At 68.5% G+C, this 14,336-nt stretch carries 15 protein-coding genes and 1 pseudogene; 5 read left to right on the plus strand and 11 right to left on the minus strand.

Annotated features, from left to right (window positions below; genetic code table 11):
- Positions 1–590 precede the first annotated feature (590 nt).
- The 7 genes from BLW82_RS00670 to BLW82_RS00700 form a co-directional block, all read right to left on the minus strand.
- Positions 591–1,304 (minus strand): VOC family protein, encoded by a 714-nt coding sequence (locus BLW82_RS00670; protein WP_093496962.1) that lies wholly within the window; start codon positions 1,302–1,304, stop codon positions 591–593.
- 410 nt (positions 1,305–1,714) lie between these two features.
- A complete protein-coding gene (locus BLW82_RS00675) occupies positions 1,715–3,451 on the minus strand; it encodes an amylo-alpha-1,6-glucosidase (RefSeq protein WP_093496963.1) in 1,737 nt (578 codons plus the stop codon).
- Between the two features lie 73 nt (positions 3,452–3,524).
- Positions 3,525–4,349 (minus strand): carbohydrate ABC transporter permease, encoded by an 825-nt coding sequence (locus BLW82_RS00680; protein ID WP_093496964.1) that lies wholly within the window; start codon positions 4,347–4,349, stop codon positions 3,525–3,527.
- Positions 4,346–5,329 carry a carbohydrate ABC transporter permease gene (locus tag BLW82_RS00685; RefSeq protein ID WP_093507765.1) on the minus strand — a complete coding sequence of 328 codons (984 nt, stop codon included), beginning with the start codon at positions 5,327–5,329 and terminating at the stop codon, positions 4,346–4,348. The genes BLW82_RS00680 and BLW82_RS00685 overlap by 4 nt, the downstream gene beginning before the upstream one ends.
- Before the next feature lie 10 nt (positions 5,330–5,339).
- The gene (locus BLW82_RS00690) at positions 5,340–6,587 is read right to left on the minus strand and encodes a sugar ABC transporter substrate-binding protein (RefSeq protein WP_093496965.1); all 1,248 of its coding nucleotides are present in this window, start codon (positions 6,585–6,587) and stop codon (positions 5,340–5,342) included.
- Between the two features lie 135 nt (positions 6,588–6,722).
- Positions 6,723–7,736, minus strand: a complete 1,014-nt coding sequence (locus tag BLW82_RS00695) for a LacI family DNA-binding transcriptional regulator (RefSeq protein ID WP_093496966.1) — start codon at positions 7,734–7,736, stop codon at positions 6,723–6,725.
- Positions 7,737–8,466: 730 nt separating this feature from the next.
- Complete coding sequence (locus tag BLW82_RS00700) at positions 8,467–8,985, minus strand: winged helix-turn-helix transcriptional regulator (protein ID WP_177232787.1); 519 nt, start codon at positions 8,983–8,985, stop codon at positions 8,467–8,469.
- Positions 8,986–9,084: 99 nt separating this feature from the next.
- Between BLW82_RS00700 and BLW82_RS00705 the strand changes: the two genes are divergently transcribed.
- Together BLW82_RS00705 and BLW82_RS00710 are read left to right on the plus strand one after the other, a co-directional pair.
- Positions 9,085–9,870 carry an SDR family oxidoreductase gene (locus tag BLW82_RS00705; RefSeq protein WP_093496967.1) on the plus strand — a complete coding sequence of 262 codons (786 nt, stop codon included), beginning with the start codon at positions 9,085–9,087 and terminating at the stop codon, positions 9,868–9,870.
- A 25-nt stretch (positions 9,871–9,895) separates the two neighbouring features.
- Complete coding sequence (locus BLW82_RS00710; protein ID WP_093496968.1) at positions 9,896–10,255, plus strand: nuclear transport factor 2 family protein; 360 nt, start codon at positions 9,896–9,898, stop codon at positions 10,253–10,255.
- Positions 10,256–10,498: 243 nt separating this feature from the next.
- Here the strand turns inward: BLW82_RS00710 and BLW82_RS00715 are convergent, their stop codons facing one another.
- Positions 10,499–11,032: a GNAT family N-acetyltransferase gene (locus BLW82_RS00715; RefSeq protein ID WP_093507767.1), complete on the minus strand. Its 534-nt coding sequence runs from the start codon at positions 11,030–11,032 to the stop codon at positions 10,499–10,501.
- Between the two features lie 236 nt (positions 11,033–11,268).
- Here BLW82_RS00715 and BLW82_RS00720 point away from each other — a divergent pair, with 236 nt between their 5' ends.
- A complete protein-coding gene (locus tag BLW82_RS00720) occupies positions 11,269–11,460 on the plus strand; it encodes a hypothetical protein (RefSeq protein ID WP_093496969.1) in 192 nt (63 codons plus the stop codon).
- 395 nt (positions 11,461–11,855) lie between these two features.
- Here BLW82_RS00720 and BLW82_RS00730 read toward each other — a convergent pair whose 3' ends face one another.
- The 3 genes and pseudogenes from BLW82_RS00730 to BLW82_RS00740 all read right to left on the minus strand — a co-directional run bounded on the left by BLW82_RS00730 (position 11,856) and on the right by BLW82_RS00740 (position 13,191).
- Positions 11,856–12,068 carry a hypothetical protein gene (locus tag BLW82_RS00730; RefSeq protein WP_093496971.1) on the minus strand — a complete coding sequence of 71 codons (213 nt, stop codon included), beginning with the start codon at positions 12,066–12,068 and terminating at the stop codon, positions 11,856–11,858.
- A gap of 293 nt (positions 12,069–12,361) precedes the next feature.
- Positions 12,362–12,511 (minus strand): annotated as a pseudogene (locus BLW82_RS00735) (ATP-binding protein); the annotation flags it as partial.
- A gap of 221 nt (positions 12,512–12,732) precedes the next feature.
- A complete protein-coding gene (locus BLW82_RS00740; protein WP_143063623.1) occupies positions 12,733–13,191 on the minus strand; it encodes a hypothetical protein in 459 nt (152 codons plus the stop codon).
- 122 nt (positions 13,192–13,313) lie between these two features.
- Between BLW82_RS00740 and BLW82_RS44150 the strand changes: the two genes are divergently transcribed.
- Together BLW82_RS44150 and BLW82_RS44965 are read left to right on the plus strand one after the other, a co-directional pair.
- Complete coding sequence (locus BLW82_RS44150) at positions 13,314–13,484, plus strand: hypothetical protein (protein ID WP_177232788.1); 171 nt, start codon at positions 13,314–13,316, stop codon at positions 13,482–13,484.
- A 465-nt stretch (positions 13,485–13,949) separates the two neighbouring features.
- On the plus strand, positions 13,950–14,207 hold the full coding sequence (locus tag BLW82_RS44965; RefSeq protein ID WP_256215567.1) for a hypothetical protein: 258 nt from the start codon (positions 13,950–13,952) through the stop codon (positions 14,205–14,207).
- Positions 14,208–14,336 lie beyond the last annotated feature (129 nt).

The following is a 14,336-nucleotide window of genomic DNA, read 5'->3' on the forward strand; positions in this document are numbered from 1 at the left end:
CGACGAGAAGCCGGACCGGTTCGCCCTCGGCCACGGTCACCGCAGGGACGCCGTCCACGGCTGGGCCCGCTGAACCGCGCCATCATGCATGGGCACCTGTAGGCGCCCCCATACTTCTCCGCATCGTGCGGCGGAGCACCGTTGGCGATCGTCCGCCAGTACACGAGCAGCAAAAACGTCCGCTCTAACGTGCACGTCAGAGCGGTCTTGAGATGCATTCATCCCCGGCGTGAACGCCGGGGCTTTCTGCAAGAGTCCCGGTAAGAACGAGGTTCACGACGCCGACGAGCCGGTGGCCCCCCGCCACCTCGCCCGCTTTCGCCGCGACGTCACCACCGTCGCCACCCATGGCGCTCCCTTCCAACTCCTCGTCACCTGCAACGAGTGGGCGAGGGCACCGCCGCCGAGTCGGCCACCGCCTGATCCAGCGCCAGTGGCCACGGCGCGTACATGGAGGCGCTGAACGACGTTGGGTGTGGCTCTCGTGGCGGGACACGTTGAGCTGCCGGTTTGGTGATGGGGAATCTGTCCGGATCTCTATCGCGTTGGCCGCCGCAGCAACCGCCGACCGCTGCTCGTGGGTTCCGGCTTCACCGGTGGGCGAGCACGCGGAACACGTTGCCGTCGGGGTCGGCCAGCAGCACCGCGCCGTCCTCGCCGTGGGCGGGGTCGAGACGCTTCGCTCCGAGGGAGAGCAGGCGCTCGACCTCCGCCTGCTGATCGCCGTCCGGTGCGAGGTCGAAGTGCAGGTCCTTGCCGGGGTCCGGCATCAACGGCGGTCCACCCCACGTGATCTTCGTACCGCCGTTCGGTGACTGGATGGCGGTCTCCTCGTCCTGGTCCCAGACCAGCGGCCAGCCCAGAGCCTCGCTCCAGAAGTAGCCCACGGCCTGCGAGCCATCGCAGGCGAGCGCTCCGATGAAGCCACAGCCGGCGAGGAAATTGTTGCCCGGCTCGATGACACAGAACTCGTTGCCCTCAGGGTCTGCGAGCACCACATGGGACGCGTCCGGTCCCTGGCCGACGTCGGCGTGCTGCGCGCCGAGGTCGAGAGCCCTGGCCACGGTCTCCTGCTGGTCCTCCAGTGAGGAACTGGTCAGGTCGAAGTGCAGCCGGTTCTGGGCGGCCTTCTGCGTTTGGGTGGGACGGAAGCCGAGGCGGTATCCGGCGTCATTCCCGGACAGCAGGGCGACGCCGTCGCAGGAGTCGTCGGCTCTCTCCAAGTTCAGGACCCCGGACCAGAAATGCGCTAAACGCTCGGGCTGGTGCGCGTCGAAGGAGAGTGCGATGAGTCGGCTGGTCATTGCGCCACGTTTCCTCTGTCCGTTGAGTGCCAGCTGTCGGCGGGGCGCCGTGTCAGCGCCTCGAACGAGGATAGGCACAGCTCTCCCCGGCGGACGTGCTGAGCTGCCGGTTTATTGCTCTGGGCTGTTGTCGGATCGCTGTCCTCCTACCGTGACGGTGGAGGAGGCGGTGTCGATGGTGTCGTTGATCGAGGAGGTGGAGTCGCGGGAGACCGCGGCCCGGGCGCGGGTCGAGGAACAGGTGGTGGCGGACGCGTCGGCTCCGATGCAGGCGAAGCAAATCGTGCCGCGGATCGGGCTGCCGGCGGTGTCGGCGAAGGTCGAGGGGACGTGGGGGAAGCTGAAGCGGCTGGTGGAGCAGGGAGGACGGCCGGGGTGGGAACATCCCCGGGGCTTTGGGAGACGGCCGGTCAGCGGCTGTCTCGGCGTGCGTGTGCCTCGGCGAGCAGGAGGTAGCTGCTCGCGGTCCAGGTGTAGGCGCGGTCGCGCAGGCCTGTTCCGGCGAGGGCGTCGAAGTTCTCGGCGAAGCCGTGCGTTTCGCACAGGGCGCGGAAGCGGGCGCTGATCTCGTCGGCGAGGCGGTGGTGGCCGGCGCGGCGCAGGCCGTCCTCGATGAGGACGGTGGCGGGGGCCCAGATCGGGCCGCGCCAGTAGCCGTCGGCACGGTAGTGGGGCGAGGTGGGATGTTCGGTGGCCAGTCCGTACGGAGTCAGGTGGGTTTCGATCCGGTCGGCCAGGGTTTTCCGGATGTGCTCGGGCAGGTGCTCGCCCAGCGCGATGGGCATGAGGTCCAGCAGGCTGGAGCTGCCCCAGGTCGCGGCGCTGTCGACGCCGCGGGTCACGAACCGCTCTGGCGTCCACAGTTCGTCGAGCATCGCGGCCTGGGTCGCGGCGGCGGTACGGGCCCAGCGCCGAGCCTGGTCGGGCAGGTCCAGTTCTGCGGCCAGCCGGGCGAGTTCGTGGAGCTGGAGGATGAGGAAGGCGGCCAGGTCGGCGGTGACGACCACGCGCTCGGGGTCGAAGGTGGTGGCGTTGTCCCAGCCGCTGTCGTTGCCGTGCTGGTAGTGGGGCAGGGCGGCGCCCGGTGCGCGGCGGGCGGTCAGCCAGAAGTCCGTCCACCGCGCCAACCGGCCGTAGATTTTCGCGAGTTCGCTACGGCCGATCGGCTCGGGGAGCCGGCTGCGCAGGTGGGACAGGGTCCAGCCGTGAATGGGCGGCTTGACGAAGTTGTGGAGGACCTCGGAGTGGGTCACCGAGTCGGGAAGGGCCCCGGTCTCGTCCTGGTGGTCGAAGGGCAGGCAGAACTGGTCCCACGCGAGAGCGGGTGCTCCGGGGGCCAGGGCGAGGGCGTTGAAGCAGTGGTCCCAGCTCCACACCTTGTCCATCCAGTGCTTGGACATCAGCACCGCCGGCCGGGTGACCAGCCCCGCCGGACGGACCGTCGCCGACCATATGACATACGCGGCGAGTGAGGCGGCCGGCGTGGCCTGCGAGCGCCAGGGGGCCACCGCGTCGACGAACGCGGCGAAGGCGTGCTCCGCGGCCGCCACGACGGCGTCGAACGTCTGCGAGGACGTGTAGGGCAGACGTGCGCTGTCCAGTTCCTCGACGGCTGCCTCCCAGCTGGCGCCCGTGCCCGCGGTGACACTGACGCCTCGTTCGCCGCTGCCGAGCATCTGACTGCCGGACACCGCGGCGGCGGAACCCGACAGCACGGTGACCCGGTAGCGGCGGCCGGTCTCGTACGAGGTGAACACGTACGCGTCGGCGGCCGGTTCGCGGTAGAAGTACGTACCGCTGAACGGGGTGAGCGTCCGGGCCGCCGCCGAGATCCGCAGCGGCAGACCCGCGCCGCGCAGTCGTACGGTGTCCGGCGACTCGAAGGCGAGATCCACGCGCCCGGCCGCGCCGGTCCAGGTCAGCAGGCCCGGGGCCGCCTCGACGCGGGTCTTGGCCCGCTCGCCCGTCGCGGGGTCGAGCGGCACAAGGCTCAAGACGGCGTGCATGCCGTTCTGGTGCGAGACGAGGTGAAGGTCTTCGGCCCTGGTCCTCTCCGCGAGCACGGGAGAGATGCCGAACCAGGATCCGCGCGTGCTGAACGGGATGTCATGGACGGAGAAGGCCGGGCCGGATCGGGCGGCGGTCATGTGGCGTGACTCGTTTCTTCAGCAGGGGTGACCGGCGGTGGGCGGCGGGTGGTGACCGCCTCTTGTGCGGTGGTCAGTCCTTCACGGCGCCGGCGGTCACGCCGGCGGCGACGTAACGCTGGGCGAGGACGAGGATCACCGTGGCGGGCAGCGAGGCCACGACGGCGGTGGCCATGATGGCGTTCCACTGCTGGTTGTTGTTGCCGATGTAGTGGTAGATGCCGAGGGTGATCGGCTCGTGGGCGCCGCCGTTGACCAGGGTGCTGGCGAAGACGAAGTCCGACCAGGACCACAGGAAGGCGAACAGCGACACCGTGACGACGGCGTTGCGGCTGGTGGGCAGGACGACGGACCAGAAGGTGCGCAGGGTGCCGGCTCCGTCCATCTGCGCGGCCTGCAGGAGTTCGCCGGGGATGCCCGACATGAACGCCGTGAAGATCAGAACGGCGAAGGGGACGGCCAGGGTGGAGTCGGCGACGATCAGGCCGGGCACCGACTGCAGCAGCCCGAGTTGGAGGTAGACGGCGTAGAAGCCCATCGCCATGATGATGCCGGGGATCATCTGCGCGGCCAGCAGGACGAAGCTGAGGATGCCGCCGCCGCGCGGGCGCAGTTTGGCGAGCGCGTAGCCGGCGGGGGCAGCCAGGACGACGGTCAGCAGGACGGTGCCGAGACCGATGACGAGGCTGGTGCCGAGGTAGGGCAACTGGTCGTCGAGGACGGTGCGGTAGCCGGCCAGGGTGCCGTGCAGCGGCAGCAGGTCCGGGGGGCTCTTGCGCATGTCCTGGTCGCGGGTCAGGGACACGTTGAGCATCCAGTAGACCGGGAAGAGCATGACCGCGGTCAGCACGACGCCGATCGTGGTCTTGCCCCACGTACGGCTGCGGCTTCGGCTCACGACAGGGCCTGCTTTCTCTGCACCCGGACGTAGACCAGGCCGAAGACCAGCGCGGTGACGACGAGCAGGTTGCCGACGGCCGCGCCCGGGCCGAAGGCCGGCAGGAGGTTGCCGAAGCCGAGCTGGTAGGACCAGGTGGCGAAGGTGGTCGAGGAGTCGGCCGGACCGCCCTTGGTCATGATCCAGATGATGTCGAAGACCTTGAGCGTGTAGACCAGTCCCAGGAGCAGGGTTATGGCGGAGACCGGGCGCAGCAGCGGGAAGGTGATGCTCCAGAACCGGCGCCAGGCTCCCGCCCCGTCCAGGGCGGCGGCCTCGTACAGGCCGGGCGGGACGGACTGCAGGCCGCTGTAGAGCACGACCAGGTTGAACGGGACGCCGATCCAGATGTTCGCGATGATCACGGAGGTCAGTGACCAGGACGGTGAGGTCAGCCAGTTCACGGGGTCGATGCCGATGGTGTGCAGGGCGGCGTTGACGATGCCGGAGTCGGTGTTGAGCATCCACGACCAGGTGGAGGCCGAGACGATCAGCGGCAGCAGCCACGGTACGAGGAACAGGGCGCGCAGGGTGGCGGACAGCGGGAAGTGCTGCTGGAAGAAGACCGCGAGGGCCAGCCCGATGGCGTACTGGAAGGCCAGGCAGACGGCGGTGAAGAGGGCGGTGTGCAGCAGGGCCGGGGCGAAGGTCGGGTTGTCGAAGACGGTGCGGTAGTTGGCGAGGCCGGTGAAGGGGGCGTCGCCCTGGACGAAGGAACGGACGGTGTAGTTGCGCAGGCTCAGGTCGAGGTTGCGGTAGAGCGGATAGGCGTAGAAGAGGACGAGGTAGAGGGTGACCGGGGCGAGGAAGGCCCACGCGGCCCCCTGGGTGGAGGTGGGCCGGCGGCGTTTCCTGGTGCGGGCCGGGGGCGGGGCTGCGGTGGCCGCCCCGTTCCGGACTCCCGCGGGCCGGTGGTGCGGCGGACGGCTCGTCTGCTTCATGGAACTCACGTCACTTGGCCGCGGACTGGGCCGACGTCAGCGCGTCCTTGGGCGACTTGGAGCCGCTGAGGGCCGACTGGACCGCCTTCCACATCTGCTCTGAGATCTTGGGGTACGTGGTGCCCAGGTCGTCGCTGGTGCGGCCCTTGGCGGCCTTGACCGCGTCCACCCACGGCTTGAGTTCGGGATTCGCCGCGACCTGTTTGTCCTGGACCTCGCTGGTGGGGGCCACGTAGGACAGGGTCGTGTCGGTGTCGAGCAGGTTGTGACTGTCGCTCAGGCAGGACACGAGCTTTTGCGCGGTGGCGTAGCGGCCGGTGTCCTGCTGGACGGGGATGGTGACGAACTCGCCGCCTGTAGGAGCCGCGGCGTTGCCTCCTGCGGCGGCCGGGACGGGCAGGACGCCGTAGTCGAAGCCGGCCTTGTCGGCGCCTGCGAGCTGCCAGGTGCCGTTCTCGCTGAACGCGTAGTCGCCGCCGGCGAACTCCTGCCAGCTGGTGGTCTGGGTGTTGTTGAGCACGGAGTTGGGCGCGTAGCCCTTGTCCAGCCAGTTCTTCCAGAGGGAGAGAGCGGAGACGGCCTGAGGGGAGTCGAGTCGGGTCAGCTTGGCGCCGGCACCCCAGAACCAGGGCAGGAACTGGAAGCTGCCCTCCTCGGTGCCGATCGCCGAGAAGGTGATGCCCTTCTTGCCGGCCTCCTTGACCTTCGCCAGCGCCGCCGTCAGTGAGGCCCAGTCCTTGACCGAGGCGATGTCCACGCCTGCCGCCTTCAGGACCTTCTTGTTGTAGTACAGGGCGAGGGTGTTCGCGCCGATGGGTGTGCCATAGGTCTTGCCGCCGGACTGTCCGGCGGCGAGGAGGTTGGGGTCGACCTTCGAGGTGTCCAGTTTGTTGTCGCCAGTGGTGGTGAGCACCCCTGCCTCGGCCAGCGTCGACACCACGGGGTTGTCGACGATGAGGACGTCCGGCGAGTTGCCCTGCTGTGCCGCCAGCAGCGTCTTGTTGCCCAGGTCGCTGGTGTCGAACGCGGTCCGCTTGACCTTCACCCCGGCTTTGGTGCCGCAACCGTCCAGCAGCTTCGCCCAGGCCGACGTCTTGTCGAACTGCGGATAGGGGTCCCAGACGGTGTACGTGCCGCTGCCGGCGCCCTTGGTGTCGGTGCTGCCGGAGCCGGAGGAGCAGGCGGTGGCCGTGAGGGTGACGGCCATCGCGGTGAGGGCGGCGGCGGTCAGACGGCGGTGTCTGGAGGAGCTGTTCATGGCGGGAGGTCCTTTGTTCTGGGCAGGCGGGTGCCTGGGCACGGGGTGGTGGGAGGTGCAAAAGGGCACGCCGAACGGCGCCGGTGGGCGATCGGCGACGGTGCGAGGTTCTCCGGGGTTACCCGGGCAGTGCGGTCAGGCGGCCGTGACGGGTCCGGTGCTGGCCCGCAGGGAGATCGGGGGTGTGAGGAGGTGGTGGCGGGGCGGCGCGTCGGGGTGGTCGAGCCGTTCCACCAGCAGCTCGACGGCGCGCCGCCCCATCTCCTCGGCCGGTACGTCGGCGGCGGTGAGCTGCGGGGTCACCGTCTCCGCCCAGCGGCAGGCCACGACCCCGGTGACGGAGAAGTCGCGCGGCACATGGCGGCCGGCCTGGGCCAGGCCCCGGTACAGACCGCCCAGCGCGGCCTCGTTCAGGGTGACCAGGGCGGTGGTGGCGGGATCGTCGCGCAGGATCTGCTCAAGACAGGCCTGGCCGGAGGCGGCATCGTCCCCGCAGCAGTAGGTGCGTACGGTCAGCCCGCGCTCGGCGGCGGCCTTGGTGAAGCCGTCCAGACCCCGGTGCGCGGACTCGTACCCGGCCCGCAGCAGCTGCTCGGGCCGGTTGACCAGGGCGATCCGGCGGTGACCGAGGTCCGCGAGGTGATGGACGCAGGCCGCCGCCAGTGCGGTGTGGTCAAGGCCGACCCACCAGCCGCCCTCCGGATGAGCGGTGCGGCCGATGGCGATGGAGGGAAGGTCCAGGGCGGCCAGGTGATCGATCCGGTCGTCCTCCAGCCTGATCTCCATCAGGATCGCGCCGTCGACGCGCCGCTCCCCCAGCAGGCGCTGGAAAGAGCGGTCACTGTCCGCGCCGCTCGGGGACAGCAGCACGTCGTAGTCGTAGACCGCGGCCGCCTCCACCACACTGCCGATGAAGTCCAGCTGCATGCTCGTGTAGTGGTTCCCGGCCGGCGGAAACACCAGGCCGATCGTGCTGGTCCGGCCGTTCGCCAGGGCCCGTGCGCTGGCGTTCGGACGGTAACCCAGTTCGTCGATGACTTCCTGGATCCGCCGGCGCGTACCGTCCGACACGGGACGCTTGCCGCTCAGCGCGTAGGAGACGGTGGAGCGCGAGACACCGGCTCGCCGGGCGATCTCACCGATGTTCACGGCGACTCCTTACTCGAACCGATTCACTGCTCCGGAACGTCCGGCCGCAGAGGTTGATTGAGAGGGGGTATTGCGCGGTGAAACTCGTCGAGCACCGGTCGTCGAACCGGTTCGGTGAAGCGAAGATAGGAACGACCCGGAGGGCTGTCAATGCCTGCGCCGAAACTGCTCGAAACAGCGCCGTAATCCGGATTGTCCGTGGCCGTCGCCGGCTCCAGGCGTGTTGCCGCGAGCTTTCCCCGCTGCTAGCTTCCTGCGAACCGGTTCGATGAAGTGCCCCCTCCACTCACCGGCGACCCGCTCCGCACCGTCCTCGACACACCAACGACTTGCGACGACGCCGGCACACCCACACCCACCAGACCCACAAAGCGGAAACCACACTCCGCGGGCGCTCCATCACACAACCGAAAGCACGAACAGGCGACGCTCGCGCGACGGCCGCGCCATGACCCCAACCAACCGCATCTCGTAACTCGCCGCACACACCCCGCCGCCGAACCCCACCACCCCGACCGACCCGGACAAGACACTCACCCCGGGTCCCCTACCGTGATGGGGATTGTCGGAGACGACCGGTGTCGCTCCTCGCCTCACCAGATCCAGATCTCAACGACCGGGGAGGGCCGGCAGGTGTCACGCCCGGCGACACGCCGGCACCGCGAGACCGGTCAGGTGCACCCGTGCTCGCGGCCCTGCCCAAGGCTGTACGAGGCTCCCCCGGGCCTGCTTACGCCTCCGGCGCGGGAACGGCCGGCCGTGCCGCGTAGCGGCTGCGCATCGCGTCGCTGGCTGCGGGGCCCGCGGTGAAGACGTAGGCGGCGCTGTCATCGAGTCGGCGGCCGGTTCTGGCGTCGACGACGACGGGCTCGACCTCCTCGCCGCTGTGCGCGTCGACGAGGATCATGCTGCGCTCCGTCGGGGTGAGACGGGAGTTGCCCCACGCGGCAAGGGCGACGATCACAGGGCGCAGCGAGCGCCCGAGCTCGGTCAGGACGTACTCGTGCCTGACGGGGCTGGTCTGGTAGGGCCGGCGCTCCAGCAGACCGTCCGCGACCAGCGTCTTCAGCCGCGTGGTGAGCATGCTGGAGGAGATGCCCAGACTCTCCTGGAACTGGTCGAAACGGGTGTAGCCGTCGAAGGCGTCGTGGAGGATCAGCAGCGTCCACCACTCGCCGACGTGTTCCACCGTCGTGGACAGCGGGCACTCCCGGTCCTCCAGCCTGATCCGGCTCGCCACGGCGACCATCCTCTCAGTTACTGCTAAAGTCGAAGTCACTAGCTTCTATTTTAGCAGTAGGGACGGGAGCGGCGCCTTGCATACCCGCGCCCGGGAACGGAGTACAACGTGACCACATCCATCAGCGAATCCCTCGAAGGCCGACGCGCTCTGGTCACCGGCGGCACCAAGGGCACCGGAGCCGCCATCGCCCGACGGCTCGCCGAGGCCGGCGCGACCGTGCTGGTCACCGCCCGCAGCCGCCCCGACGACGTCGAGGAGAAGACGTTCATCACCGCCGACCTGTCCACCGCCCAGGGCGCCGCCCACGTCGCCTCGGAGGTGGACGCCCGCACGGGAGGCGTAGACATCCTGGTCAACACCCTCGGCGGCTCCGAGGCACCGGCAGGAGGGTTCGCCGCGCTCGGCGAGGAGGACTGGGCAAGGGAGCTGAACACGAACCTGCTGGCCGCCGTCCGCCTGGACCGCGCACTCCTCCCGAACATGATCGCCGCGGGCAAGGGCGCTGTCGTGCACGTCACCTCGATCCAGCGCCGCATGCCGCTGTGGAACGGCACCCTGGCCTACGCCGCCGCCAAGGCCGCCCTGACCACCTACAGCAAGGGCCTGGCCAACCAGGTCGCCCCGCACGGCGTCCGCGTCAACACCGTCTCGCCCGGCTTCGTCCAGACCTCGGCCGCCGACAACCTCGTCACCCGGATCGCCCACGAGGCCGGCATCAGCCAGGAAGCGGCACTGGGACGGCTCATGGACTCCCTGGGAGGCATCCCGCTCGGCCGTCCCAACCGGCCCGAGGAGGTCGCCGAACTCGTCGCCTTCCTCGTCTCCGACCGCGCCTCGGCCATCGTCGGCGCCGAACACGTCATCGACGGCGGCACCACCCCCACCGTCTGAACCCGCCACCACCATCAGGAGCGTCATGCACGACAACCAGCCCCGAACCATCGCCCCGGACGACCTGCCCGAGGTGATCACCCGCTACCTCACAGCGCACCGCGTCCACGACACCGCCACCGCGGTCACGACGTTCACCGACGACGCCACGGTGATCGACGACGGCAACACCTACCAGGGAAGCGCCGCGATCGAACGGTGGCTGGACCGATCCGCCACCGAATTCACCTACACCATCCACCTCACCGACGCCCAGCAGACCGACACGGCCCACTACGTCGCCACACACCACCTCGAAGGCGACTTCCCCGGCGGCACCATCGATCTGCACTACCGGTTCACACTCCGGGACGGCCTCATCGAGCACCTCGCCATCGAACCCTGAACCCGCTCCCACACCACCTGTTCCCGCCCACGAGAGAGACCCCATCACCCCGGACCCCCGTCCCGGCCTTCGTGCCCACCCAGCCAGAGGAGATTCAGGGCTCTGGCCGCAGTTCCGTGAGGCACAGATCAACGGCGTCGAAGCAACATCCGTCCTCCGGGCACCCACGGTGTGGCAATCAACGCGCTCGGGTACGTGTGAGCAGTGGTCGGCGGTCTGGTGGTGATCGACGGCTCGGCCGATTCACGCCTGGAATTCGGTGAGATCGATGGTGTGAACGTGCAGGGGATAGCCGTACTCCGGGTGCGCCGTCTCTCGCTCCGGCACCATGCCGAGCTTGCGGATGACGTTCTCGGAGCCGTCGTCACCCGCTCGGTTGATGCTGATGACGCGGTCGAGGCCGCGGTCCTGGAGCGCGAATTCCAGCACGGCGTGGGCGGCCTCGGATGCATAGCCCTGACCCCAGAACTGTGAGCCGAGCCGCCAGCCGAGCGCCACGGCGGGCAGTACCTCCGGCAGGAAGTCGGGCACGAACAGCCCCGCGAAGCCGGCGAGCTCACCCGAAGCCAGTAGCTCGACGGCAAAAAGGCCAAATCCTTCCTCGTCCCACTCCTCCTCCCACTGCTGGATGGCTTCTGCCGTGTGGTCCAGGTCACGCACCGAGCCGTCGTCGATCCAGCGCATGACCCGCGGGTCCGCGTTGATGTCCGCCATGGGCGCCAGGTCGTCGTCATGCCAGCGTCGGAGGAGGAGGCGGGGAGTACGGATCTCGGTCATGGCGCTCATCCTGCCCGAGGCAACGCTCTCATCTGTAATCGGCACCAGGCCGTGCTGCCGCTCCGGCAGGCGATGCACCAAGCCGCCGGCCCCGCAGACCGTCACGGGAGAGTCACCGGTTCGACCCCGGCAGACGACGTGCCACGCGGCCGGCGCGGTCGCGAACATCCCAGACTCCCCTACCCGGCCGGCCCGCCGGCCGGGTAGGCAGCCCAGAGGCGCTGTCGGGACACCTCATGAGGCACGTCCTGCCCACCATCGCCGCCGGCAGCACGACTCCGTTCGGCATGGCCGGTGAACTGCCCCCGATCATCATCAGCGACCTCCTCGGCGTCCACCGCAACACCGCGGCCCGGTGGGCGGCGCTCGCTCAGGACGGCTGGGCCGGCTACCTCGCGGCCCTTAACAGCGAAGCCGCCGACAAGTAGGAAAACGCTGCTGATCTCGGAACTTCCCAGGGCCCTGGGCGCCCCCTCCTGAAGCTGCACAAAGACCGAGAGGAGGCGACCAGGTTCATGCAGCACCGGAGGTCAGGCTGGCTGCGCGTCCTCGTGAAGGCGCGGGAACAGCGGCTGTGCCGCGGGCCGAAGCCCCTCGACGGGTGTCAACTGTCCGGTGATCCGCGTGGCGGCATCTGGGATGAACGGGCCGAGTTCATCGCCCAGCACGCGGCAGTGGTTTCGTAGGTGGGAGTGGGCAACGTTTGTCGATGGTTTTGGACAGCACTTGGCGATCAACGTGCCCGGAATTATCGATGAGAAGTAGCAACGCTCCGAGCGCCTGTGAACAGCTCGCTGCGTGCGGATGTGTCAGCCCGGCATCGTCAGGGAAGGTTGTCCTGTTCGCGTGCCCTCCGCTTCTTGGGCCGAGGGCGCAGGCGGTCATGAAGGTTCAGGCCGGCGGTTGCCGCGGCAAGTATGAGCACGATGACGGAGAAGATCTGCAGGACACCGTGACCGGTGATCGCCTGGTTGGCGAACCAGATTGTTGAGACGCCGATGAAGATGCCGGTGATGATCTTGCGAGGGAGATCCATGAACAGCGTCAACTTCCACGGAGAGCAAAGCGCTGGAGGCTGCCATCTCGTAAGAGTGTAGGTGGGTGGCCAGATCACCCTGGGCGGTGGTCTGAAGCGAGGTGGGGCAGCATGGGGGTGCGGCAGCCGGGAGACTCCTATGTGAGCGCCTTCCCCAGCGCCGTCATGGTGGCCGGCCCTCGGACTGCGTCAAGGTCATTCGTCCTCGGCTTCGCCTGCGGGCGCCTTCACCTTGAGCTCCGTCTTGCAGCCGGCGAACGCGACACCTATCGGGGGAAGGCCCAGAGCGGTCACAGCCGCGGGTCGGTGAACGTCTTCGTCCAACCGCCGAAGGATTCGTTCGAGGCGATCGCGAAGCTGTTCTTCTCCTCCCGCTCGGTCAGAACCTGGAACAGCAGCTCAGCGCCCCTGCGGTCTAGCTCCATATAGCCGAGTTCATCAAGAGCGGCGCTGAGATCATCGATCGGTTGCACGCCGGTAGGGCGCAGCAGTTGGGACTGCGACAACGACAGCGCGTCCACGCTGTTCACTGCGTTCAGGCGTGCCACCAGCTCGATGGACGCGGCGCGCCGGCCGTCCATGGCGTGATTGAGTGGTGCCGCCGGTCCGATCTCTTTGGGCGTGGCCGGCCCGTCATGACGGGTCAGAGGCTTTCTTGGATTGCTCAGCGCGCGGGGCGGGACATCCGACGTCTGGTGGCCTGCCGGGTCGACCCCATCCTCGGACGACTGGGTGACCACGGATTCGTCGTAACCGTTCTTGCCCGGCTCGGCGCCAACTGCTCGCCGAGGTCGTCCAGTTCGTCGTCCTGGGCGTCCAGCTGTTCCTGCGCAGCGTCGAGGAGATCGCGGATGTGGTGCAGGGGTGGCAGGTGCAGGCTGTCGATCGTCGGATCCGGCGGAATGGGCGGCGCAAGGGTGTCTGCGGCGGTGTCGCGGTCGAGGCGCATCAGCGCGGCACGCTCGGCGGCGACCTGCTTCTCCGCCGCTGGCCGCAGCTGCCGTGCGCGTTCCTCCGCGCGGCGGGCGTGTGCCAGTTTCTCGTCGGCCTCTTCCGTCCGGCCTTTCAGCGTCCCTGGCGGCCGGCCCATCCATTCCTCCGTCTCACGCTTGTCCGGAGACAACCCCCGGGATCCCCGGTATACGAGTGTTCACCTGCGACAACCACGTTCGATTCGAGGGAACAACGCCACCATGAATGACCGTGGGTCTCCAGCAAAGCACCCGTCCCCCTGGAGAGCCCGTCATGTCACAGCCCAACTCCCCGCAGTCGCACCGCCGTTCGTGGCCTTACATGACCGCCCCCGCACTCACTCTCACCATCCAGCAGGGCTGGAGCGCCGAGCAGGTCATCACCCTCACCACATGCCTCCTCGTCCTGATAGCGCTGATCAGGTCGACAGGCCGCGGTGACTGACGCAAGGCCTAGGAACCATCCCTACCCTGCGATCACCGCACCCGTTGGCAGCGAAGCCACTCCGTCCCGCTGTACGCCGGTTCCGTTGGCGCGGCCGCCAGCAGCGCCTGCCGCCGGGCTGCCGCGCTCCGGGGCGGCGCCCGCGGATATGATGATTGCATGTACACACGGGGGAGTCGGCTCAAATTCACAGCGGTATCGGTCGTGGTCGTCCTGGCCCTGACCGGATTCTCGTCGGGGCCAGGGCACGGCAGCCGCAGTCATCACGACAGCGATGGGGGCGGGTGCAGCAGTTCCCGTCAGGATCACGACGGTTCGACGCCCGCCTCCGGAGATAGCAGTTCGCACGAGGGTGATGCGCACGACAGCACACCCAGCAGCTCCTACCGTTCGCACCCCACCCGACGTTCCACTCCCTCCGCGTCGTCCTCTGCGCCCGCTAGGCCACTCAAGGACGGCACCGCGGTGCTCGTGCGGTGCGCGAGGGCGGACGACCCGTACGCCACCATCAAGGTCAGGAATCCGAACGCCCGCGAAGTCGTCTTCACCACGAAGATCAGCTTCAAGGACCGAAACGGCTTCACCTTCATGGACGGCACCCATCAGGTGTCGGTACCCGCGAAGGGCACGACGAGTCTCCGCGTCGCCTTCGCGAGTGCGGGAGCGTCGCTGGACCAGCTCGATCACTGCGAGGTGCAACCGACCGCCACCGCTGACTGGTAAGGAACCACAGCCGCAATCCGCAGCGTGGACGACATCCGGGGTTTGTGGCTTCGTTCACGTTTGGTGGTTCTGGCTCAGGTTCTGTGACGTGGCCACTCTGAGTAACATCCGGACCACCTCAGTCGTGCG

The sequence above is a fragment of the Streptomyces sp. Ag109_O5-10 genome (assembly GCF_900105755.1).
In the GTDB taxonomy this organism is placed as follows: Bacteria; Actinomycetota; Actinomycetes; order Streptomycetales; family Streptomycetaceae; genus Streptomyces.